This is a genomic window from Sphingomonas sp. BLCC-B65 (genome assembly GCF_028550675.1).
Taxonomy (GTDB): domain Bacteria; phylum Actinomycetota; class Actinomycetes; order Actinomycetales; family Microbacteriaceae; genus Microbacterium.
On sequence record NZ_JAQQGL010000001.1, the window covers coordinates 2,297,259 to 2,320,009 of the forward strand.

Annotated in this window: 17 protein-coding genes; 1 reads left to right on the forward strand and 16 read right to left on the reverse strand. The window is 71.4% G+C overall.

Going from position 1 to position 22,751, the window contains the following annotated elements; translation table 11 throughout:
* Positions 1 to 2 precede the first annotated feature (2 nt).
* From PP359_RS10860 to PP359_RS10890, 7 genes are read right to left on the reverse strand one after another with little or no spacing between them, the layout of a single operon-like run.
* Positions 3 to 1,781: a D-apionate lactonase family protein gene (locus tag PP359_RS10860; RefSeq protein WP_499250565.1), complete on the reverse strand. Its 1,779-nt coding sequence runs from the start codon at positions 1,779 to 1,781 to the stop codon at positions 3 to 5.
* Complete coding sequence (locus PP359_RS10865; RefSeq protein ID WP_499250566.1) at positions 1,778 to 2,533, reverse strand: SDR family NAD(P)-dependent oxidoreductase; 756 nt, start codon at positions 2,531 to 2,533, stop codon at positions 1,778 to 1,780. Before PP359_RS10865 ends, PP359_RS10860 begins: the two co-directional genes overlap by 4 nt.
* 7 nt (positions 2,534 to 2,540) lie before the next feature.
* Positions 2,541 to 3,407 carry a phosphogluconate dehydrogenase C-terminal domain-containing protein gene (locus PP359_RS10870; RefSeq protein WP_499250567.1) on the reverse strand — a complete coding sequence of 289 codons (867 nt, stop codon included), beginning with the start codon at positions 3,405 to 3,407 and terminating at the stop codon, positions 2,541 to 2,543.
* Positions 3,404 to 4,198: a sugar phosphate isomerase/epimerase family protein gene (locus PP359_RS10875; RefSeq protein ID WP_499250568.1), complete on the reverse strand. Its 795-nt coding sequence runs from the start codon at positions 4,196 to 4,198 to the stop codon at positions 3,404 to 3,406. The genes PP359_RS10870 and PP359_RS10875 overlap by 4 nt, the downstream gene beginning before the upstream one ends.
* The gene (locus tag PP359_RS10880) at positions 4,195 to 4,962 is read right to left on the reverse strand and encodes a triose-phosphate isomerase family protein (RefSeq protein ID WP_499250569.1); all 768 of its coding nucleotides are present in this window, start codon (positions 4,960 to 4,962) and stop codon (positions 4,195 to 4,197) included. Before PP359_RS10880 ends, PP359_RS10875 begins: the two co-directional genes overlap by 4 nt.
* Complete coding sequence (locus PP359_RS10885) at positions 4,962 to 5,432, reverse strand: ribose-5-phosphate isomerase (RefSeq protein ID WP_112931900.1); 471 nt, start codon at positions 5,430 to 5,432, stop codon at positions 4,962 to 4,964. Before PP359_RS10885 ends, PP359_RS10880 begins: the two co-directional genes overlap by 1 nt.
* Positions 5,429 to 7,198 carry a dihydroxyacetone kinase family protein gene (locus PP359_RS10890; protein WP_499250570.1) on the reverse strand — a complete coding sequence of 590 codons (1,770 nt, stop codon included), beginning with the start codon at positions 7,196 to 7,198 and terminating at the stop codon, positions 5,429 to 5,431. The genes PP359_RS10885 and PP359_RS10890 overlap by 4 nt, the downstream gene beginning before the upstream one ends.
* Before the next feature lie 135 nt (positions 7,199 to 7,333).
* Here PP359_RS10890 and PP359_RS10895 point away from each other — a divergent pair, with 135 nt between their 5' ends.
* A complete protein-coding gene (locus PP359_RS10895) occupies positions 7,334 to 8,083 on the forward strand; it encodes a FadR/GntR family transcriptional regulator (RefSeq protein WP_499250571.1) in 750 nt (249 codons plus the stop codon).
* On the opposite strand, the gene PP359_RS10900 is transcribed toward PP359_RS10895, so the two are convergent.
* Genes PP359_RS10900 through PP359_RS10940 form a run of 9 tightly spaced genes read right to left on the reverse strand, consistent with a single transcriptional unit; the run spans position 8,070 to position 22,751 of the window.
* The gene (locus PP359_RS10900; protein WP_499250572.1) at positions 8,070 to 9,440 is read right to left on the reverse strand and encodes a glycoside hydrolase family 30 protein; all 1,371 of its coding nucleotides are present in this window, start codon (positions 9,438 to 9,440) and stop codon (positions 8,070 to 8,072) included. The two genes, PP359_RS10895 and PP359_RS10900, sit on opposite strands and share 14 nt — an antisense overlap.
* Positions 9,437 to 11,209, reverse strand: a complete 1,773-nt coding sequence (locus tag PP359_RS10905; RefSeq protein ID WP_499250573.1) for a DUF5605 domain-containing protein — start codon at positions 11,207 to 11,209, stop codon at positions 9,437 to 9,439. The genes PP359_RS10900 and PP359_RS10905 overlap by 4 nt, the downstream gene beginning before the upstream one ends.
* A 13-nt stretch (positions 11,210 to 11,222) precedes the next feature.
* Positions 11,223 to 14,003 (reverse strand): family 78 glycoside hydrolase catalytic domain, encoded by a 2,781-nt coding sequence (locus PP359_RS10910; protein WP_499250574.1) that lies wholly within the window; start codon positions 14,001 to 14,003, stop codon positions 11,223 to 11,225.
* On the reverse strand, positions 14,000 to 15,127 hold the full coding sequence (locus tag PP359_RS10915) for a serine hydrolase domain-containing protein (RefSeq protein WP_499250575.1): 1,128 nt from the start codon (positions 15,125 to 15,127) through the stop codon (positions 14,000 to 14,002). Before PP359_RS10915 ends, PP359_RS10910 begins: the two co-directional genes overlap by 4 nt.
* Positions 15,128 to 15,144: 17 nt before the next feature.
* Entirely contained in the window at positions 15,145 to 17,559 is a 2,415-nt protein-coding gene (locus PP359_RS10920; RefSeq protein ID WP_499250576.1) for a beta-glucosidase, read from the reverse strand.
* A 35-nt stretch (positions 17,560 to 17,594) separates the two neighbouring features.
* Positions 17,595 to 19,109, reverse strand: coding sequence for a sulfatase family protein (locus PP359_RS10925; protein WP_135948948.1), 1,515 nt, complete (start codon positions 19,107 to 19,109; stop codon positions 17,595 to 17,597).
* Positions 19,106 to 19,948, reverse strand: coding sequence for an ATP-binding cassette domain-containing protein (locus PP359_RS10930; RefSeq protein ID WP_499250577.1), 843 nt, complete (start codon positions 19,946 to 19,948; stop codon positions 19,106 to 19,108). The genes PP359_RS10925 and PP359_RS10930 overlap by 4 nt, the downstream gene beginning before the upstream one ends.
* The gene (locus PP359_RS10935) at positions 19,945 to 21,813 is read right to left on the reverse strand and encodes a dipeptide/oligopeptide/nickel ABC transporter permease/ATP-binding protein (protein ID WP_499250578.1); all 1,869 of its coding nucleotides are present in this window, start codon (positions 21,811 to 21,813) and stop codon (positions 19,945 to 19,947) included. The genes PP359_RS10930 and PP359_RS10935 overlap by 4 nt, the downstream gene beginning before the upstream one ends.
* The gene (locus PP359_RS10940; protein WP_036316087.1) at positions 21,810 to 22,751 is read right to left on the reverse strand and encodes an ABC transporter permease; all 942 of its coding nucleotides are present in this window, start codon (positions 22,749 to 22,751) and stop codon (positions 21,810 to 21,812) included. Before PP359_RS10940 ends, PP359_RS10935 begins: the two co-directional genes overlap by 4 nt.

Consider the following 22,751-nt stretch of genomic DNA (forward strand, 5'->3'; position numbering starts at 1 on the left):
ACTCACTCGACGCTGCGCACCCACCTCTGCGCCGGCACCGCCAGGGTGCGCTCTCGCGCGCCGAGCACCGTGATCGTGCGGTCGGTGTCGCCGAGATTCGCAGCAAGCAGCGTGGCCGCACCCCTGTCGTCGACCGCTCCCACCACCCACAGCAGCCCGTCGCGACTGCCGCCGTACAGCAGCCTCTGCCCGGACAGCTCCGAGAGCGCGCGCACGGCGGCGGCGACGGGATAGGGGATGCCGCGCTCGTCGCGGATGCCGCGCGGACCCCACTCCTCGAAGAAGGCCAGGCTTGCGACACCGGGCACCGCCAGCGCCGCAGCGGAGGCGATCGTCCACGCGGCCATCGGCGCGCTGCGCTGGCGCGCGTCGTCCGGCGCGACCAGAGCCGCTCCGTACCCGCGGATGAGCTCGCTCGTCGCCGGAGACGGCGCGGGCGTCGTCGCGACGTCGTTCACCCGCGGATGCAACGTGACCGGGCCGATGTGCACGGGCACTCCGGCCGCCAGAACGACGGCTTGTGAGGCGACGAGGCGCTGGATGCCGAGCGACTCGATCAGCTGGGCGGTTCCGGTGCTGTGGAAGAGGGGTGTGAGGCTGAAGGCGACGCCGTCGACCGTGTCGTCCAGGCGATGGTGCTCGCGATTGAGCTGGGTGAAGTGCGTCCGCACGCCCCCGATCACCGTCGCCGCCGCGACGTGGTGACCGCGGTGCGCGAGTGCGGCGCGCAGCAGCGCCGTCGCCTCCCGATCCGCGAGCTGGGCAGCATCGCCGTCGAGCCAGAAGGCGCCGAGGCGGGAGACATCGTGGTGTGCGAGCGCGGCGACGGCGCGATCCAGCGCGTCCACGGTCGCTTCTCGCGCTTTCGAGGCGGACGGCAGCAGCAGCCGCACATCCAGGCGTCCGCCCGACCGTGCCGCGCGCTCGAGCGCGGCCGGCCAGCCGGCCCATCCGAGATCGAGCTCGACGAGCACGGGGAGTGATCCGACCGCGTCATCCGCGCGTGGCTCGGGTGCAGGATCGGCTCCCGTGGCCGCCCCGACGGCGATCTCCGGAAAGCGGCCGGCGGTGATCAGAGCGACCGCGTCCGTCTGTGGGGCGGGGCCCTCCGCGGCGGGTGCGGGCGTCGCCCGCCGGGCCGTCACCCTCACCGCCTGCGTGATCCGTGCGCCGGCGGCCAGCTGCACCGGGAACGGGAGAGCGAGCGGCCGGCTGTAGGTCTTGAACGAGGCGTCGGTCCAGTTGCGCTGGTCTTCCATCTCGAAGACGTCGCCAGAGAACACGACCTCGACCGCGAGGCCGGCGTGCGTCCATCGCAGCGCGCCGATGTCGAGAACGGGTTGGTGGGGGCTGATCGCGCGGGGGAACGCCGTCGACTGCTCGCTGCCGTCGGTGTGGGTCACCGACAGCGTGGTACCCGCCACTGTCGGCGGGTGGAGGACCACGAGTCCGGTGCGATTCGTCTCGACGGGCCGCGTCGTCTGGAGATCGCACGCGACGGTCAGCGTGGAATCCGCCGCGTGCACGCGGACCGTGCCGACGAAGGAGGACCCGTGACCGCGCGAGCGCACGTGCAGCGTGAGCGACGCGTCGTGCTCCTGGACGCGTTCGACGACCAGTGCAACGGTGTTCCAGTCGCGGTCGCGGACCACGGCGCGCACCGACCGGAGAACCAGCGCACCGTCGACCGAGATGTCGGCGAGCTCGTCGCCGCGCAGGTCGAGCGACCAGCGCCCCGCGCTCCAGCGCCGCGGATCCTCACCCCACCACTGCTCCGTCACAGCGACGTCATGCCCCCGTCGACCTGGAACGTTGCACCCGTCGCGAAAGCGCCGTCGTCGGACGCGAGGTAGACCATGATGCCGGCGACGTCGTCGGGGGTGCCCGCCCGCCCGATCGGGATGCGCTCGACGATCGCGGCCCGTGCCTCGGGATCATCGGTGATGGCCGCCACCAGCGGCGTCTCGGTGTACGCAGGCTGCACGGTGTTCACACGGATGCCGGTGCCGGCGTACGCCGCAGCCACCGTGCGCGCGAGGCCGTGCACGCCGGCCTTCGACGCACTGTACGCGGTGAAGTCCTTCCCCTCCCCGTTGACCGCCGTCGGGCTGCCGGTGAGGATGATCGAACCGCCGCCGCGGGCCAGGAGCGAGCGGACCGCGTACTTGACCGTCAGGAAGGTGCCGGTGAGGTTCACGTCGATCGTGCGGCGCCAGACGTCGAGGTCGAGGTCCGCGATGGGCGCGTCGTGGCCGAAGAGTTGCACGCCGGCGTTGGCGACGACGACATCGGGCGCCCAGCCGGCCGCGTGCACCTCCGCGAACCCCGCGGCCACCGACGCCTCGTCGGAGATGTCCATCGTCAGCGCTCGCGCAGCTGCGCCGATGCGCGCGACTGCCTCGGCGGCCCCGTCGCCGTTGCGATCGGCGAGGATGACGCGGGCTCCCTCCCGGGCGAACCGTGTGGCGACCGCCAGGCCGATACCCAACGCGCCACCCGTGATGAGGGCCGTCTTGTCGTTCAGCTGTCCCATGGGGTCCTCAGTTCTTCGGCGCGAGCGGGCGCTCGATGCGGTCGAGGTGGAGCATCCGCGCGAGGTTCTTGTCGAGCTCGTCGTCGCGGAAGATCTTCTTCCAGTCATCTTTGATGATGCTCTCGCGACCGTAGTCCATCGCGATGAGGCAGGCGTCGCTGAAGGGGTTGTCGCCGCGGAGCCCATTGGCCAGCGCCACCTGCGTGTGCCCGTACAGGATGCTGCGCGCCGCCGCCTCGGGAACTCCCATCGTGTGGATCGCCTCGTGCAGGGCCTCGTTCAGGAGCGCGCCGATCATGCAGGCGACCGTCTCGACAAGCGTCGGCTCGAGCTGGGCGAGCTGCTTGACGCTCACCCAGTGCACGTCCACGACGGGTGCGTAGATCGCCCGCACCGTGTCCTCGACGATCGCCCTCTTCTGCGGGTCGTCGCTCTCGATCGCGGCGATCGCGTCCTGCGGTGCGGCGACGCCGCCGAAGGTGTCGGCCCATTCCTCGGGGCTCTGCCGCTGGAGGAACACCGACGGATGACAGGGGTGCGCGACCGCCTGCACGATGTCGTCGCGCGTCGTCAGGAGCCCGGCATAGGCGGCGGCGGGGTCGAGGGTCAGGACGATCGTGCCCGGTCGCAGCTGGGGCACGAGCTCCGCGGTCACCGGCGCCAGAGCGAGATCGGGCACGGCGAGCACGACGATGTCGGCGTCGACGACGGCAGTGGCGGCGTCGGACAGCGTGCGACCCGCGGCGAGGACGCGCTCGCGACCGGCCGGCGAGGTCTCGACGTAGTGGACCGTGTGGGCGGTGCGCACGAGGTTGTCGGACACGCGCGTGCCCATCTTGCCGCCGGCGCCGAAGACGGCGATGGTGTGGCTCACGGGGTTCTCCTCAGGTATTCCAGGGTGGTGCGGGTCCAGTCCCGCTCGGTGCGGATGGTGGTCTCGGCGTCGCCCTGCCACGGCAGCCAATGCTCGACGATCTCGTCGATGCCGCGCTCGACCGGGCGGACGGTGGCGCGCAGGTGCGCGTAGTCGTGCAGTCCTGTCCCCATCAGGGCGCCGGCGTAGGTGAAGCCCACCCATCCGTCGCGCCGGCTGAACGCGAAGTCCTTGACGTGCACATTGCGCGTGGCGGATGCCGCGGCCTCCACGCAGGCGCGGGGATCCTCGAGCCGGGCGACCACGTTGGCGGGATCGAGGCAGATGCCGAGGTGCGCGCTGCCGACATCGTCGACGAGGCGCACCAGATCGTCGGTCGCGACCTGCTCGTACGTCTCGAGCGCCAACGTGACCCCCGCCTGTTCGTACGAGGACGCGGTCGCCGTCAGCCACGCCCGAGCCTCGGACGGCGACGGCTGCGGGTGGGGTGCGCCGACCATGGTGCGCACGAGGTCCGCGTCGAAGACCGCGGCGAGGCGGAGGTAGTGCTCGAGGTGTGCGGGGGAGATGCCCTTGGTTCCGAGCTGGATCCGCAGGCCCAGCTCGCGGGCGACGCCGGCCGCGGTGCGCAGCTCGGCATCCGTCATGGCCTCCAACGGCGCGTAGTCGCAGATCTGGAACAGTCCCACATCGAGCGCGCGCGTCGCGTGGAAGGCGTCGATGAGGCTGAGCGGCTTCGGGGCGCGATAGGAGTGCTGCCAGAAGAATGCGTAGGTGCCGAGCCCGATCACGGTGTCGACGTCCGTGTGAGGGTCGCCGCCTCGTCGACCACGGCGGCGAGCGCCGCGGGGTCGTGCGCGAAGCGGCCGAGGAACACGCCGTCGACGTCGCCGTCCAGTCGCGTGAGCAGGCCGGGACCGGCGGAGCCGCCGTAGATGACGCGGGAGCCTCCGCGCGCGGGATCGGCGTCGAGCGCAGCGCGCAGGGCGCGGGTGACGACGCGGATGTGATCGGTCGGTGCCGGCTCGGGAGCGCCGATCGCCCAAACGGGCTCGTAGGCGACCATCACGGGCGCCGCCGGAGCATCGGCGAGGGCCGTGCGCAGCTGTGCGAGCGTCGCGGATGCCGCGGCATCCGGGTCTTGCCGGCTCGTCTCACCCACGCAGAGAAGGGGAGTGAGGCCCTCGCTGAGTGCCGAGGACGCTTTCGCCGCCACGTCCGCGTCGGTCTCGCCCCGCAGCCGCCGGCGCTCGGCGTGCCCGATCTCGACGAGCGTGACTCCGGAAGCGGACAGTTCGGAGGCGGTGGTCTCGCCGGTGAAGGCGCCCGGGGGAAAGGCGGAGACGTCCTGGGCCCCGACGCGTATGCGCGTGGGGGCGCAGGTGGCCACGGCATCCGCGATCTGGAGATAGGTGGGCACGACGAACACCTCCACGGCTCCGGAGCGGACGGCGGGCAGGGTGCCGACGCGGAACGCGACCTCCTCGAACCACTCGCGCGCCTGCTGGCGACCGAAGTACGCCTTCAGGCTCACTCCGACGGTGAGCGCCGACATCAGCAGGAACCGGTGCTCTCGTACTGTGCGATGACGGCGACTTTCTCCGCCGATGCGGACGCGTCGTCGAAACGGTAGGTGAGCCACTCCCGGACGAGTCGGCGCGCCAGCTCCACTCCCACGACGCGCTGGCCCATCGTGAGCACCTGGGCGTTGTTCGAAAGCACGCCGCGCTCGACGGAGAACGAGTCATGGGCGGTGACGGCCCGGATGCCGGGAACCTTGTTGGCCGCGATCGCGACGCCGAGCCCCGTGCCGCAGATGAGCAGGGCCCGATCGGCCTCGCCCCGCGCCACACGCTCGGCGGCTTCGATGGCCACGCGGGGGTACGCGGTGTGCCCGTCGGCATCGACTCCCACGTCGACGACGTCGATGACGCCGGGGTGGGCGAGCAGATCCTGCTTCAGGATCTCCTTGTAGTCGAATCCGGCGTCGTCACTGCCGATCACGAGGCGGAGGGGCGTGGTCATGCGTGAGTCCTCTCGGAGTCGGCGAGTGCGCCGGCGGTGGCGTCGGCGATGAGAGCGAGCGAGTGCGCGCCGGGGTCGGGGGTGCCGACGCTGGCGGTCCCGTGCGTGCGGGCGCGCCCGCGCCGGGGGAGCAGGTCGGCGGTGGCGGCCGCCGCCGTTCGCGCGGCGGATGCCGCCGCGGTCCAGGCGTCGGCCAGAGGGGTGCCCGCCGCGACCGCTCGGGAGAGCGCGTCACTGAAGGGCACGAGGGCGTCGACGAGGGTCTTGTCGCCGACGGCGGCGCCTCCGTGAGCCTGCACGGTGCGGGCCGCGTCCGCGACGCCCGCCGCGACCTGAGCGGGCGCGGGGGTGCCCGCATCGCCCAGGTGCGCGGCGATCGCGGTGAGGATCAGACCCCACAGCGCCCCCGAGGTTCCGCCGGCCCGATCCGACCATGCGTCGGCGGCGCGGCGCAGGACGCTCTCGGCTCCGGCGCCGGCCGCGACCGCCTCCGCGGCGGCCGCGCGGGCAGCGCGTGCCCCGCGCTGCATGCCGATGCCGTGGTCTCCGTCGCCGGCGACGGCGTCCATGCGCCCGAGCTCGTCGGCGTGCCTGTCGATGGTGGTCGTGGCGGTGTCGAGAAGATGCAGCACCGTGGTCGCGCAGCGGCGCGACTGGTCGTCGCCGGAGGTCACGGGCGCGGCGGGCGTCGGGCGCGTCGATGTGGCGAGCGCCCCGTCGGTGGCGGGGCGGCCTCCGCCGACGCGGGCCCGGTCGACCTCCTGCGGTGCACGGCGGTAGGCGGGCGTGTCGACGGGGGTGTCCCAGAGCGTCGCCAGCTCGTCATCGAGCCAGAACAGCGTCAGCGAGGTTCCCGCCATGTCGAAGCTCGTGCAGTAGTCGCCCACGTGCGGATCGACGATGACCGCGCCGGCCTCGGTGAGCCGCGCGGCGACGCGGCGGTAGAGCACGAAGAGCTCCTCCGCGGCGAGCGAGCCGAGTCCGTTGAGGATGGGAACGACCCGGCATCCGCTCACCTCGACGCCATCGGGCACCTCGGCCAGCAGGTGATCCACGAGGAGGTCGGCCAGCTCGTCGGCGGTCGGCACGTCGGTCTCGCCGATGCCGGGCTCGCCGTGGATGCCGAGTCCCACCGCCATGCGACCGATCGGCACCGAGAACAGGGGTGCCGGGGCACCGGGGAGCGTGCAGCCCGAGAACGCGACGCCGAAGGAGCGGGTGCGCTCGTTCGCGTGCGCGGCGATCCGGGTCACGCCGTCGAGGTCGTAGCCGGCCTCGGCGGCGGCCCCGGCGATGCGGAAGACGGTCAGATCGCCCGCGATCCCGCGACGGCGGTGACGCTCGTCGGGCCCGGCGCTCGAGATGTCGTCGGTGACGGTCACGGTCGCGCAGGCGATGCCGTCCGCCCGCAGGCGCTCCTGGGCCGCGTCGAAGTTCAGGACGTCGCCCGCGTAGTTGCCGTACGAGAAGAACACCCCGCCGCCGCGGTGTGCGGCGCTCGCCACGGCGTGCACCTGCTGCGTCGACGGCGAGGCGAAGAGGTTGCCCATCGCCGCACCGTGGGCGAGCCCCCGACCGACGAGGCCGCCGAAGGCGGGGTAGTGGCCCGAGCCGCCGCCGATGACGACGGCGACCTGACCCGGTCGCGCGCCCTCCCGGCGGACGACGCCCCCGGCCACGCGTCGCACGTAGGCGGCATGGGCGGCCACGAAGCCGTCGATCATCTCCTCGGCGAAGTCTGCCGGGTCGTTCCAGAGGCGCGTCATCGCGGGGTTCTCCTGAAGATCAGAGCCGGAGAGAGCGCACCGGCACTCGGACATTCTGACAAACCGGTTGACCAATTGCAAGAACCGGTTGACCAATCGTGGGAGGGGACGGCGGTGCTGCCGTATGTTGGACCCGTGCCCGCTTACCCCGACGACCGCTCCGCCGAGATCGCGGCGGCGTTGGAGGTGCTGCCCACCGGCTCGCCGGTGTCGCAGGTCGCCCGTCGTCTGATGGATCTCTTCACCGGCGGCTCGCTCGAGCCCGGCACACGGCTTCCTCCGGAGCGTCAGCTGGCGACGACGCTGAATGTCGGGCGCTCCGCGGTTCGCGAAGCGCTTGCCGCGCTCGAGATCCTCGGCATCGTGGACGTGCGCGCCGGCTCCGGCACGTACCTTCGCGGCACCGCGAGCGACCTGCTGCCGCAGACGCTCCGGTGGGGACTGCTGATCGGGCAGAAGAACACCGATGAGATGCTCGAGCTGCGCTCGGGGCTCGAGATCTATGTCGCGCGCCTGGCCGCCGGTCGCGCGAGTGCCGACCAGCGCGCCGCGCTCGCGGCATCCCTCGCTCGCATGCGCGAGAGCACCGCCGAGCTGACGGCCTTCGCCCGGGCGGATGCCGAGTTCCACGAGACGCTCGCCGCGGCCGCCGGCAACGACACGCTCGTCGATCTGCTGCACGTCGTCCGCTCACTGCTGCAGGTCTACGCGGATCGTGCGGTGCACGATGCCGCCGCGGCGGAGCTCGCGATCGAGGAGCATGCGGCGGTGCGTGCCGCCGTCGACGCCGGTGACGCCGACCTCGCCGCCTCGGCGATGGCGGCGCACATGGCCACGGCGTCGCGCCGGCTGTCGGAGGACTCCGGTCGCCTCAGGGCGCGATGACGACGGTGCTGAACGACGCCGCCGGAAGCTCCAGCGACAGCGCCTCAGCACCGAGCAGCAGGCTGATCGGCATGACCTCGTCGAGCTCGTTGTGCAGCACGACGACGAGCGAGCCGTCGGGGTTTCGGAACACCAGCTGATTGTCGTGACCGGCGACGCACCAGGTCGGCAGCACACGGGCGCCGGGGGCGACGAAGGCGCTGACGTGCTTGAGCACCAGGTAGTCGGGCGTGTAGCGGAAGGTGCGGGTGTCGGGATCGACCACGACGAGCGAGTTCTGCGTCCAGCCCCAGCGACTGCGGCCGCCCTCCTGCAGTGCGATGTTCCAGTACTGGTAGGCGTTGGTGCCGTTGCCGAGGAAGTGCTTCATGAGCCGCCACGCGTACCGCGCGTGACGCCAGTCGTTGCGTCCGTCGCCGCATTCCTGCTCGCTCTGATAGATCCGCAGCTCCGGGTGCAGGCGGTGCACGGCGGCGACCGCGCCTTTGCCCGCCCACTGCAGGCCGACGCCGGAGACGACGGCGGCGGCCTCCGGGTCGGCGAGGACGTCCTCGATGAGTCGGTCGTCCGCGCGCTCGAGCGTTCCCAGGAAGACCTCGACGCCGCGCGCGGCCATCTCCGGGCCGAGGTGGCGAAGGAACGCCGACAGCCCTGACGGCGTCCACGTGCAGCTCGGAAAGACCTGTGCCGAGTTGAACTCGTTCTGCGGCATGACCATCGACACCCGGATGCCGCGCTCGGCGTAGCCGTCGACGAACCTGCCGAAGTATGCCGCGTAGGCCGCGAGGTGCTCCTCGTCGACGCGGAACATGTCCGTGCCCTCGGCGCCGACCTGGTCGGGTCGCAGCCCGTTGTCGACGTCGCCGAAGAAGGGGTGCGGAAGGGCCCCGGCGTAGTGCCCGTTGCGCTTCATCCACGTGGGCGGACTCCACGGAGAGGCCCACAGGACGAGGTCGGGGCGATGCGTGCGCGCGGCGCGGATGAACGGCACGAGGGTGTCGTCGTCGTGCGACAGATCGAAGTGGGCGAGACCCAGGTCGCCCGGGGTCTCGTCGTAGGAGTACCAGTCGCGGGAGAAGTCGTTCGCGCCGATCGGCATGCGGCAGATGCCGAACGAGGCGCCCACGCCGGGGGCGAACAGCTCGCGGAGGATGCCGGTGCGTTCGGCCTCGGTGAGCAGGTCGAGAGCCTGCCAGCCCAGCTCGTTGAAGCAGGCGCCGAAGCCCTCGATCTCCTGCTGCGGATCGTCCACGGCGACGACCACGTCGGGCATGGCCGACGGGCCCGTCAGCGCCGCCGCCTCCCGCGTCTGCCACACGGCATCCGTGGTGCTGACGACCCAACGCGGTGCGCTCATGCCGCGACCCTCGTCAGACGCACGGCCATGTACTGGCGGCCCGGAAGATCGACGCGCACCTGCCCCGTGTGCGTTCCGGCCACCTCTTCGACGGTCATGTTCCACGTGTCGATCACCTCGACGCGCCAGCGGCCTTCGCCCAGGAGGACGTTGCGAAAGCGCGGACGGTTGAAGCCGAAGTAGGCCACCCGTACGTCGCCGGTTCCGCCCCACGGAACGTCCCAGTCGCCGGGCAGCGGGTCCCAGACGCCGTCGGGCGCCTCGGCGAGCAGCCGCTCGAGGAAGGCGATCCGGGCGGGCGAGGTGCCGTGCAGCACGCCGCCCTTCGACCACCACAGCACCTCGTCGTCGTCGGCATCCCCGGGGGCGTCCAGAGCAGGCGGATAGTAGGTCTCGCCGTGTCCGACGTAGCCGCCGCGCACGGCGCCCTCCCAGAAACGTCGGGTCATCTCCTCGCCGGTGATGTTGCCCCAACCCTGGTCGATGTCGCCCTCGTAGGCGCACTCATCGATGACGACCGGCTTGCCCCAGCGCTCCCGCCACTGATCGGTGTTCTCCGCCGTGCGGTAGACGTCCACCCGCTGGATCGAGACGTGCGTGATCCACGGGCGGTCGTAGTCGTAGAACGGACGACAGTTGTGGATGGAGTTGAGGTGTCCGAACGGATCCTCCTCGCCGACGATCGCCGCCAGGCGCTCCCAGTCGTCGAGATCCTTCGACCACATGAGGTCGTACTCGTTCGCCATCGACCACCAGACGTTCGCGTAGCCGGAGAGGCGGCGCACGACGTAACGCAGGTAGCGTTCGTCGACCGCGGGGCCGAGGTCCGAGAAGCCCCATCGGTCGTAGGCGTGGAAGAGGATGAGATCGGCTTGGATGCCGAGCTCCGCCAGATCGCGGATGCGCTGCTCGAGACGGCGGAAGTGCGCGGGGTCGAACCGGGTGAGGTCGAAACCGGTCTCCAGCGAGCCGACGAAGGGGAAGTCGATCGGTTCGTTCGCGTTGTAGAGGTACGACTTGGGGAACACGCACATCCGCAGCTTGGTGAACGGCGACGCGGCGAGGGTGGCGAGAGTCTGCTGCTGACGCGCCTCGCTCTGGTGCGTCCACGCGTACGCGGTCGTTCCCAGCGGCCGATGGCGGGTGCCGTCCGCGTGGCGGAAATGGAACCCGTCGACGCGCACCGGGCCGTGCGCGTCGACGGGAGCGTGCGCGACGTCCATGGTGCCGGCGATGCCGTCGAGCGACCGGGCCGTGGAGCGGGTGCGGAAGCGCCAGGTGCCCTCGGCATCCGCGAGAGCCCGGACGACGTACACACCGTCGCCGTCGTAGAACCCGCCGACGCGCACGACGCTGCCGTCCGGTCGGGTGAACAGGGCGTCGAGTTCCACGTCGACGAAGGGGTTGCCGTGCGACGGGCCGACGAGGCGCACCTCGAGGGGGTCCCACTGTCGCGCCTTCGAGGCCGGGGCGAGCGTCGCCGAGGCGGGGGCGACCTCGCCGGCCTCGTACGCCGGGTCGGGAGCGATCGCCGGGGGGTAGGGGGCGCGGGCGGTGCCGTCACCGACCTGGGCGAGCGCAGCCCAGAGCGCGTCGCGGGCGGCCGGCTCCTCCAACTCCGGAACGAGCGCGACGAGCTGGCCGAGGCGGGCGCTGCGGAACTGCTGCGCCATGGGAGAGGCGGCGATGCCGGGAAGGTGCTTCTCGAGCACCGCGCGGCCGGCGGGGCTGTCGAGCGTATCGCCGAACGTGCTGGCGCGATCGAACATGGAACTCCTCAGATCAGGGGGTCGTCGCCGCGCGGATCGCGTGATCGACGGCATCCAGCACCGACGGCGGCGTGAACATCAGGGCGGACACGAGCGGACGACCCGCCGCCCACGTCGTCTCCTCGCGGACGGCGTCGACGCGCTCGGGTGCGACGTCGGCCAGCGTGTCGAGCAGCGCGCGGTAGGCGCGCGGATCGTCGATGACGGCGGCGAGGTCGGCGTCGAGTCCGGGCAGTTCGGGTCGCTGCGCACCGGCCGCCGCAGCGACGCGCCACTCGTGCGAACCGGGCCCGACGGTCGCGACGATGCCGGGCAGATCGATGTCGGCAGTGGTGTTCGCCGGTACGGTCGCGGTCACGACGATGCTGTCGCCGTCGCGACGCCAGGAGACGGCAGCCTCGCCGTAGGGGGTCAGGTGCCGCGCCGACGCGCGCGTCAGCGCCGAGAGGGGGCGCGGCGCGATGCGCAGGCGTCGATAGCCGGGCGCGGCCGGCGCGAGCCCTGCGACCGAGCGGTGCAGCCAGTCGGCGACCGCGCCGAGCGCGTAGTGGTTGAACGAGGTCATCTCGCCGGGATTGACCGACCCGTCCGGCAGCAGCGAGTCCCACCGCTCCCACACCGTCGTCGCGCCCTGCGTGATCGGATACAGCCACGACGGGCACTGCGTCTGCAGCAGCAGGCGCTCGGCGGCATCCACGTGGCCGGTGGCGGTCAGTGCGTCGGCGACCAGCGGTGTGCCGACGAAGCCGGTGCCGATGCGGTAGCCGCCCTCGCGGACCAGTGCCGCCAGGCGGCGACCGAGCGCGGCGCGGGTGTCGGCGTCGACGACGAGGTCGAACTGCAGCGCGAGGGCGTAGGCGGTCGGAGCATCGCTCATCATGCGTCCGGCCGGGGTGACGTACTCCGCGGTGAACGCGCGGCGCGCGGCCTCGGCGAGGGCTCCGTAGGTCTCGGCATCCTCGTCGTGTCCGAGCAGCGCTGCGGCATCAGCGACCTGGCGCAGCGACCGGGCGAAGTAGGCGCTGGCGACGATGTCGGCGTCGACCTTCGCCTTGCCGGGCTTGTCCGGCGGGGCGGCGGGGTCGAGCCAGTCGCCGAGCTGCATACGGCCGGCCCACAGGCCTGAGTCGCCCGCATCGCGGCGCACCGCCTCTACCCACGCACGCATGCTCGGATACTGCGCGGCGAGCACGTCACGGTCGCCGAAGCGCTGCCACAGCACGCTTGGCACGACCGTTGCGGCGTCACCCCACGCGGCGACCGGTCCCCCGCCCGCGAACGACGGCAGCGCTGCGGGGACGACGACCGGAACGATCCCGCCGTCGCGGTCCTGCTCGTGCGCCAGGTCGCGCAGCCACGAGGTCAGGAAGCCGTCGCAGTCGTACAGGAACGTCGCGGTCGGCGCGAACACCTGGATGTCGCCCGTCCAGCCCAGGCGCTCGTCGCGCTGCGGACAGTCGGTGGGAATCGACAGGAAGTTGCCGCGCATGCCCCAGCGCACGTTCTCGTGCAGCTTCTGCACGAGCGGGTCGGATGCCGAGAACCATCCGGTCCGGGCGAGGTCGGTGTGCAGCACCACGGCCTCGATGTCCGCGGGGTCGACGTCGAGTCCGGTGATCTGCGCGTAGCGGAAGCCGTAGAAGCTGAAACGCGACTCCAGCACGTCGTCGCCGCCCGAGAGATCGAACGTCGCCGTCGCCTCGGCGTTGCGCAGGGGGCGAAGCGCCAGCTCACCCGCATCGAGCACTTCGGCATGACGGATGACGATGCGGGTGCCGGCCGCTCCTCGCGCACGGATGCGCAGGCGCCCGACCAGGTTCTGGCCGAAGTCGAGGATCGTGGCGCCGGAGGGCGAGGCGAGAACCTCCGCGACCGGCAGCGTCTCGATGCGGCGTACGGGCGGAGCGATCCGCGGCTCGGGGACGGGGACGTTCTCGTAGCCGGGCCGCGCCGCCGCGCCGACGCGCGCCGACGTCCACACCGCGTCGTCGAGGCTCCGGCGCAGGTCTTGGTGTTCGCCCGCGTAGATGCCGCTGTCGACGACGGGTCCGTCGCCCGTCGCCTCCCAGTCGGGGCCGGTGGCCGCGAGGGTCGCGCTCGTGCCGTCTGCGTACGTCACGCGCAGCTGGGCCAGCCACGAGGGCTGATCACCGTAGACGCGGTCGGTGAAGGTGAAGAAGCCGTACTTCTCCGTGTACCAGGCGCCCGCGATCGTCGCCGCGAGCTCGTTCTCGCCGTCACGCAGGAGGGCGGTGACGTCGACGCTCTCGTGCACGAGCCGGTCGCGGTAGGCGGTCCATCCGGGCGAGAGCACATCGTCGCTCACCGGGGCGCCGTTGACGGTCGGTTCGGCCACGCCCAGCGCGGTCCAGAAGAGGACGGCGCGCGTGACTTCGCGCTCGATCATGAAACGGGTGCGCACCGCGGCGGGCTGCGCTGCGCGCGACGGGTCGGCCAGGCCGACCGGGAGGGCGACCCACTCGTCGTCGGCGAGGAAGCCCGCCTCCACGACGAGCGCATCGCTCCACGTGGTCGATCGTCCATCGGTGCTGTGCGCTCGCACCCGCACCGATCGGCTCTCACCGGGTGCCAGAGGGCGAAACGGCCACGGCGCGAGGGCACTCTCGCCGTCGTCCAGGGTGAGCGTGATCTCCCCGTCGCTGAGCTCCGCGCTCGCCTGCTGCCAGCCCGTGATGTCGCCGCCGACCACCCAGCTCAGGCGAGGGGTCGCCGTGGCGACCACGGCGCTGTCGTGGCGCAGCTCCGCGCGCAGGCTCGTGATGACCGCGGTCATGCTGTCGCTTCCAGAATCACGCCGAGCTCCCGCGCCAGGGCGACGGCGCGCGGGTCGGCCCCGCCGGGCCACGGTCCGCGGACGATCGTCCAGGCGAAAGTGATCCCGGTGTCGGGGTCGGCGCAGGCGAGCGCACCGGCCGCGCCGTCGTGACCGAACGCGCGGGGACCGCCGAAGGAGAGTTGCTGCGACGGCTTCTGGAAGACGATCGCGTGGGCCCGGTCGTGCTGGTGGAGCACCTCGTCGTAGCCACGGATCTGCTGCTGGCCGATCTGCTCGACGGTGTCGGCCGACAGGAACGGGGCGCGACCGTCGACGCCCGTGACCGCGGCGGCGAAGAGGCGTGCGAGCCCCCGCGCGGTGCCCGTGCCCGCGGTGGCGGCATGGCCGTACCGGTAGTTGCGGGGCGAGTTGGTGTGGTCGATGTCGCGGCTGAGGGCGCCGAAGACCACCGGGCCCAGCGCCGAGAACTGCGGAGTGCCCGTCGCCGATACGGGACGGATCATCGGGCGCAGCGGCGCGAACCGGTGCTCCTGGTCCTCCGGCAGACCGAGGTAGAAGTCGATGTCGTGCGGGGCGCGGATCTCATCCTCGTAGAACTCGTGCAGGGTTCGCCCCGTCACGCGGTACACCAGCTCGTCGCCCAGGCTGCCGATCGTGATCGCGTGGTAGCCGAACGCGCTGCCCGGGTACCAGTACGGCCGGGTGTCGGCGAGGCGCGCGGCCGCCGCGTGGTGGTCCCAGAGCTCGTCCCACGTCAGCGCTGTGGTCGCCTGCGGAAGCCCCGCCTGGTGCGAGAGCAGCTGGCGCACCGTGACGGCATCCTTCCCCTTCGCGGCGAATTCGGGCCAGTAGTGCGCGACGCGCTCATCGAGATCGATGAGACCGCGTTCCAGGAGCAAGCCCACCGACAGTCCGATCGTGTTCTTGGTGACCGAGAACGGGATCAGCACGGACGTGCCCGTCAGGTGCGGGCCGCCCCACGCGTCGAGCACCGGCACGCCGCGGTGGAAGGCCGCGACCTGGAAGGAGAGGTCGTCGTCTTCGCGCAGGAATCCGTCGAGACGGTCGACCACCGCGGCCAGGCGCGCGTCGGCCGCGCCCTGCAGGTGGATCGCGTTCACCGGCGACATCGTCGTCATCACTCCGACACCTCCCAGGCGAGCGAGAGCGGCAGCTCTGCGACGGAGGAGCCGATGCGCAGCGCATACGTGCCGGCCTCGACGCTCCAGTGCTCACCGCTCCAGTGGGCCAGGCGTCGCTCGGGAAGGCCGATCGAGACGGTCGCGGATGCGCCGGCGTCTACGCGGACGGTCGCGAATCCGACGAGCCAGCGCTCGGGGCGCTCGATCGCCGAGCCCGGCCGTTCGGCGTACACCTGCACCACCTGCTTGCCGGAGCGCGCGCCGGTGTTGGTGACCGTCACCGCGACCTCGCCGCCCTCGCGGCGCGCATCGTCCCACGACCACGTCGTGTAGCCGAGTCCGTGGCCGAACGGGAAGGCGGGAGTCGCGTCGTCCTTCAACCACGCGCGGTAGCCGATGTGGATGCCCTCGGTGTAGCGCAGCACTCCGTCCTGCGGGGTCACATCCGTGACGGGGACGTCGGCCAGTGCGGCCGGCCAGGTGGTGGGCAGGCGCCCCCCGGGCTCCTGGGCGCCCGTGAGGATGTCGGCGATCGCGTGGCCGAACTCCTGGCCGCCGAAGTAGCCCTGCACGACGGCGGCGACCTCGTCGGCCCAGGGCAGGACGACGGGCGAGCCCGCGTTGACCACGACGACGGTCGGGGTGCCGGTCTCCGCGACGGCCCGCACGAGCTCGTCCTGCGCGCCGGGGAGGTCCAGGCTCGTGCGGTCGTAGCCCTCGGACTCGACGCGAGAGTTCGTCCCGACGACCACGACGGCGACATCGGCGGATGCCGCGGCATGCGCCGCCCGGGCGATCAACTCGGCATCGGGCGTGCGCTCGGGGGCGATGCCGACCGTGGCGCTGAGCGCACCGGCGAGGGCGCCCGCCGCTTCGCGCGAGAACTCGACGCGGACCGTGCGCGCCACGCTCGCCTCCACGGCGACAGCGGTCGTCAGCGACGGCGGGTTCAGGAACGCGGCGCCGAGGTCGGTGCCATCGATGACGGGGCTGTCGTCGAGCACCAGCTCGTCGTCGACGTAGAGGCGCCCGTGGTTGGCACCGGCGAAGCCCAGCTCGATCGTGCCGGATTCGTCGGGCGTGAACCGCGTCTCGAAGATGACGGTGCGGCTCGCCTCGATGGGGGCGTCCCCGCCGAACCAGACGAGCGCCGTCGACCGGCGATCTTCGGCGAAGAGCTCGGTGCCCTCGGCATCCAAGAAGCGCACCCGCAGTCCCGGCTCTCCGGTGACGGGGTTCTGCAGCTGGGCGAGAGGAATCTCGGCGACGCCTTCCTGCACGAGCGCGCCGAGCTCGTAGGAGACCTCCACGCCGGGCAGGGCGGCGCGCAGCCCGTCCAGCGGCGAGACGACGTGCGCGGGGACGACGGTCGCGCTGCCGCCTCCCTGTGTGCGGGCATCACGGGCATTCTGGCCGATGACGGCCACCGAGCGGAGGGACGCCGGGTTCAGCGGCAGGGTGCCGTCGTTGCGCAGCAGCACGGTCCCCGCCACGGCCGCCTCGCGTGCGAAGGCCGGGCCGTCGATCTCATCGGTCGCCGCCGGAGCGCTGTCGCCCAGGGCGCCGACGCGCTCGGCCAGCAGCAGCAGACGCAGCACCTTGCGGTCGAGGTCGGCCTCCTGGACCCGTCCGTCGCGGACGGCCTCGGCGAGTTCGGCCCAGGCGGGAGCCGGGCCGGGCATGGCGAGGTCCTGCGCGGCGGCGACCGCGTCGAGCGAACGCACGGCGGTCCAGTCGCTGATCACGACGCCGTCGAAGCCCCAGTCGGTGTTCAGGGGTGTCTCGAGCAGGTCGTTCTCGGTCATGGTCACGCCGTCGACGGAGTTGTACGAGCTCATGATGGTCCACGCGTGCGCGTCGGTGACGGCCCGCTCGAACGGCGCGAGATACAGCTCGCGCAGCGCGCGGTCGTCGACGCGGACATCCACCGTGAAGCGGTCGGTCTCGGAATCGTTCGCGACGTAGTGCTTGGGGCACGCCGCGACGCCGCGCTCCTGCATGCCCGCGACGTACGCCGCAGCCAGCTCGCCCGACAGCTGGGGATCTTCGCTGAAGCACTCGAAGTGGCGTCCGCCGAGGGGGCTGCGGTGCAGGTTGATGGTCGGACCGAGCACGACGTCGACGTTCTTGGCCCGTGCTTCGGCGGCCGCCGCGGCGCCGTAACGGTACGCCAATCCGGCATCCCACGAGGCGGCCAGCGCCGAGCCGGACGGGAGGTTCAGCGACGGCTCGCGCTCATCCCAGCGGGGACCGCGCACGCCGGCGGGCCCATCCGAGAGCGTCATCGCGCGCAGACCGATCTCCGGCAGCGGCACCGTCGTCCAGAAGTCGGCGCCCTGGACGAGAGCGGCCTTCTGCTCGAGCGTCAGCTTCTCGAGCAGGGGGCGCAGGTGGTCGGCGGCGGCGGTCATGGAGGTCCTTCCGGGGGTGGGGGTGGTCGCGGTCATCAGGAGGATGCGCGGATCTGGGTGACGTACTGCTCGACGCGCGCCAGCAGCTCGTGGTCGTACGGCCCCCAGTCCGGTCGGGGGGTGTCGGGGCCGGTATAGGGCAGGTCGCGATAGTGGTCCTGGTACTCGCGAAGGGTCTGCTCGAGCTGGGCGCGCACCTCCGCGTACGCGGGATCGTCGGCCACGTTGCGCAGCTCGGCCGGATCGGCGACGAGGTCGTACAGCTCCCATTCGGGCTCGAACTCGGCCTCCGAGGCACCGGGCACGCCCATGCCGACCCCGTAGTAGTGGATGAGCTTGTGCGTCGCGGTGCGGATGCCGTAGTGCGCGGGAGCGGCGTGGATGGGGTCGTCGTGCTCCCAATAGCGGTAGTAGGCGGCCTCCGGCCAGTCCTCCACCTGTTCGCCGCGCAGCAGCGGGCGGAAGCTGCGACCCTGCGAGGTGGGCAGAGCGGATGCCGCGTCGATCCCGCACACGTCCAGGAAGGTCGCGGCGAAATCGACGTTGGTGACGATGCCCGCGCAGCGGCTCGCGGCCGGGATCTCGGCCGGCCAGCGGATGAGCATCGGCATCTGCAGCGACTCGTCGAACATGAGGCGCTTGTCGAACCAGCCGTGATCGCCGAGGAAGAACCCCTGGTCGGACGTGTAGACGACCATCGTGTTCTCGGCGAGGCCGCGCTCGGCGAGGTGGTCGAGCAGCCGGCCCACGTTGTCGTCGATGGACTGCACGCACTGCAGATAGTCGCGCATGTAGATCTGGTACTTCCAGCGCATGCGCGCTTCGCGGTTCTCGGGGCCGCGAAGGTGCGCCGGCACCTCCTCCTTCAGGTCGTCCGCCCCCATGTCGTCGGCGATCGTCATACGCACGCCCTGCACGGCCTTGCTGCGCGTCGCGTGGTCGTCGAAGAACGTGTCGGGCTCGGGGATCGTGCCGTCCGCGTAGAGGTGGCGGTGCTTCTCGTCCGGAACCCACGGCCGGTGCGGCGCCTTGTGGTGGACCATCATGCAGAACGGTTCATCACCACTCGTGGTGACCTCGTCGATCCAGTCGATCGCGAGGTCCGTGACGATGTCCGTCGCGTAGCCGGGGACCGGCCCGCTGCCGTTCTCGTCGATCATCTCCGGGTCGACGTAGTCGCCCTGGCCGGGGAAGATCTTCCATGCGTCGAACCCGCGCGGTAGCGCGTTGCCGTGCTCGCCGAGATGCCACTTGCCGAACATCGCGGTGCGGTATCCGGCGCCGTGGAGCACATCGATGAACGTCGGCACCCGGTAGTCCATCTCGGTCCAGATCGAGGAGACGCCGTTGATGTGGCTGTAGGTCCCGGTCAGGATCGTGGCCCGCGACGGGCTGCAGATGGAGTTCGTGCAGTACACGGCATCCATGCGCACCCCCTCCTGTGCCAGTCGGTCCAGGTGCGGCGTCGCGTTGACCGTGCTGCCGTAGGCCGAGATCGCATGGGCGGCGTGGTCGTCCGACATCACGAAGACGATGTTCGGGCGACTCATCGTGCGGCAGCCTCCGCGGTGAGGATCGCGCGGCGGGCGGCGCGGCGCTCCTCCTGCTTGTCGGGATCGGGGACGGGCGCGGCCATGAACAGACGCTGCGTGTACGGATGCTGCGGACGCGAGGTGACCTGGTCGCCGTCGCCGGACTCCACGATCTCGCCGCGGTACATGACGGCCACCCGGTGGCTGACGTGGCGGACCACGGCCAGGTCGTGCGTCACGAACAGGTAGGCGACGCCCGTCCGCTCCTGGATCTCGATGAACAGATCCAGGACGCGCGCCTGCGTGGACAGGTCCAGTGCGGAGACCGGCTCATCGCACACGATCAGCCGCGGGCTCAGCGCGAGGGCGCGGGCGATGGCGACGCGCTGGCGCTGGCCGCCGGAGAACTCGCGGGGAAGGCGACTGCGCGCATCGGCGGGAAGGCCCACCTGGTCGAGCAGATCGCGTACGCGCGTCTTCGCCTCGGCAGATCCGACACCGGCGACGGTGAGGGGCTCGGTGAGGATCTGCTCGACGGTCATCGACGGGTTCAGCGACGAGTACGGGTCCTGGAACACCACCTGGATCTGCGAGCTGAGCGCACGGCGCTCGCGGCGGCTCAGGTGCGAGATGTCCTGGCCGTCGAAGCGGATCGTTCCGGCGGTGACGGGAGCCAGGCCCAGTGCGGCGCGCCCGAGTGTCGTCTTTCCCGAGCCGGACTCGCCGACCAGGCCCACCGTCTCGCCCGGCTTGATGTCGAGTGAGACGCCCTTCAGCGCGCGGAAGGGCTCGGCCCGGAACCTCTTGCCCGGGTACTCGACGACGAGGTCGGTGACCTCCAGCAGTGACGCGCTCATGCTCCGGCTCCGTTCGTGGCAGGGGTGAGGGGCCCGCGGGCCGGACCCTCGTCGAGGATCGCGTCGAGCAGCGTCTTCGTGTAGGGGTGTCGCGCATCGTTGAAGATGGCGCGCACGGGGCCCTGCTCGACGAAGAGCCCGTTCTGCATGACCGTCACGCGGTCGCACAGGTCGGCGACGACGCCGAAGTTGTGCGTCACGAGCAGCATCGCCATGTTGCGTTCCGCCTGCAGATCGCGCAGCAGATCCAGCACCTCGGCCTGCACCGTCACGTCCAGAGCCGTGGTCGGCTCGTCCGCGATGATCAGGTCGGGGTCGGTCGAGACGGCGCCGGCGATGAGCACCCGCTGCGCCATGCCACCGGAGACCTCGAACGGGTACGCGTCGAACGTGCGCTTCGGCTGCGGGATGCCCACGCGCTCGAGCAGCCCGAGCGCGCGCTCACGCGCCTCCGCCTTGGACAGGCCCAGGTTCTTGCGCAGGGGCTCGACCAGCTGGCTGCCGATCGTGAAGGACGGATCGAGGTTGCTCATCGGCTCCTGAGGGATGTAGCCGATGCGCTTGCCGCGGACACCCGCGTAGACGCGCTCCGACGCATCGGCCAGCTCGGTGCCTTCGTAGACGATCGAGCCGGAGGTGACGCTGCCGCCGCGCGGGAGCAGCCCGAGCACGGCGAAGGCGGTCTGGGTCTTGCCCGAACCCGACTCTCCGATCAGGCCGTGCACCTCGCCGCGGCGGATGTCGAGCGAGACGCCGTGGACGACCTCGATGTGCGAGCCGTCGGGCTGGTCGTAGCCCACGTGCAGGTCGCGCACCTGCAGGATGGCGTCGCTCGCCTTGCTGCGCGTGTCTTCGGGGTGGACGATCACCTCGATGTTCTCGATCACGGGCGGCTCGTCGAGGTCGACCAGGTCGCCGCCGCCGGTGCGCACCGATGTGGTGACCGCCGCGATCGATCCGGTCGCGGTCGTCACCGCGCGCCGGCGCTTGCGGCGCACGGTGACGGTGCGCTCCAGTTCGTCGCGCATGACGTTGGCGAGCAGGGTCAGGGCGATGCAGGTGAGTGCGATGGCCAGCGAGGGCCACAGCATGAGCATCGGCTGCTTGTAGATGCTCTTGAAACCGTCGTTGAGCATGGCGCCCCACGTGGGCACCGACGAGTCGCCGAGACCCAGGAACTCGAGGCCCGACTGGATCGCGATCGCGATGCCGGCGATGATCGCCGACTGGATGATGATGGGCGCGCGCACGACCGACAGCACGTGCCGACCGATGATGCGGGCGTCGCTGAGGCCCGAGACCCGCGCGGCATCCACGTAGAGTTCCGCGCGCACGGCGGTGACCGAGGCGAAGACGAGCCGGAAGGAGCCGGGGGAGAGCAGGATGCCGAAGATGAACATCGACAGCCAGACGGACGGACCCAGGGCGGCACGTGCCGCGAGCAGCACCACCATCGCCGGCAGGGCCATGTTCAGCTCTGTCACCCACGTGGCGACCGTGTTGAACCAGCCCTGGTAGTAGCCGGCGATCAGACCCGACACGACGCCGAGCACCAGCGCGGTCGCCAGCGCCACGAGAGCGGCGGCGATGCTCGTCTGGGTGGCCAGCAGCAGACGCGAGAAGACGTCGCGCCCGGCGCTGTCGGTGCCCAGCAGGTGGTCGGCGCCGGGAGGGGCGAGGATCGCGCGGATGTCGGCGTAGTTCGGATCCTGCGGAGCGATGAAGGGGCCGATGATCGCGATCAGGATGACCAGCGCGAGAAAGCCCAGCGAGACCAGGCCGAGGGGGCGGCGCACGAGCCGGCGCATCAGCGAGACGCGCACCGGCGCGACGGGGACGGAGTTGGGAACGTCGACAGCGGTCATGACAGACGCACCTTCGGGTTGAGAGCGGCCTGAGCCAGATCGATCAGGAGGTTGACGATGACCACGATGATCGCGAAGACGATCACCAGGCCCATGACGGCGGGGATGTCGCCCTGCGTCGTCGCCTTGACGGTGAGCTGACCCATGCCGGGGATGGCGAAGACCTGCTCGACGATGACGGCGCCGCCCAGCAGGCCGATGAACTGCACGGCGAGCACGGCCAGTGCCGGGCCGCCGGCGTTTCGCAGCACGTGCTTGTAGACGACGGAGGCACTGGACAGGCCGCGCGAGCGGAGCGTGCGGACGTAGTCGCGCGACATCGCGTCGATGACGGAGCCCCGCACCTGCTGGGCGACCGTGGCGATCGCGCCGAGGGAGAGCGCGACGATCGGCAGGGTCACCGAGGCCACCCACCCGCCGAACGAGGTCGTGAGCGGCACGAAGCCGGTGGCCTTGAACCAGTGCAGTTCGATCGCGAACACGAGCACGAGGCCCAGGGCGATGAGGAAGCCGGGAATGGCGAAGCCGATGAGGGAGAGGAACTGCACGAGTCCGTCGATCCAGCCCCCGCGGCGCGCGGCCAGCACGCCCAGGACGACCGACAGGATGGCCGAGACCAGCGTCGCGCCGATCACGATCGAGAGGGTCACGCCGACGCGTCCGGAGACGCTGACGCTGACGAGCTCTCCGCTGAACCAGCTGCGGCCGAGGTTTCCCGTCAGCGCCGATGTCAGCCAGTCCCAGTACTGCACGAGGAGCGGGCGGTTCAGCCCGAGCTCCTCGGTCTTCTTGGCGACCGTCTCGGCGGTCGCGGTCTCGCCCAGGATACGGCGGGCGATGTCGCCGCCGGCGGCGTAGAGCAGCACGTAGGCGAGGAAGGAGATGACGGCGACGAGGACGACGCCCGAGGCGATCCGCCTGAGGATGAAGCTGAGCAT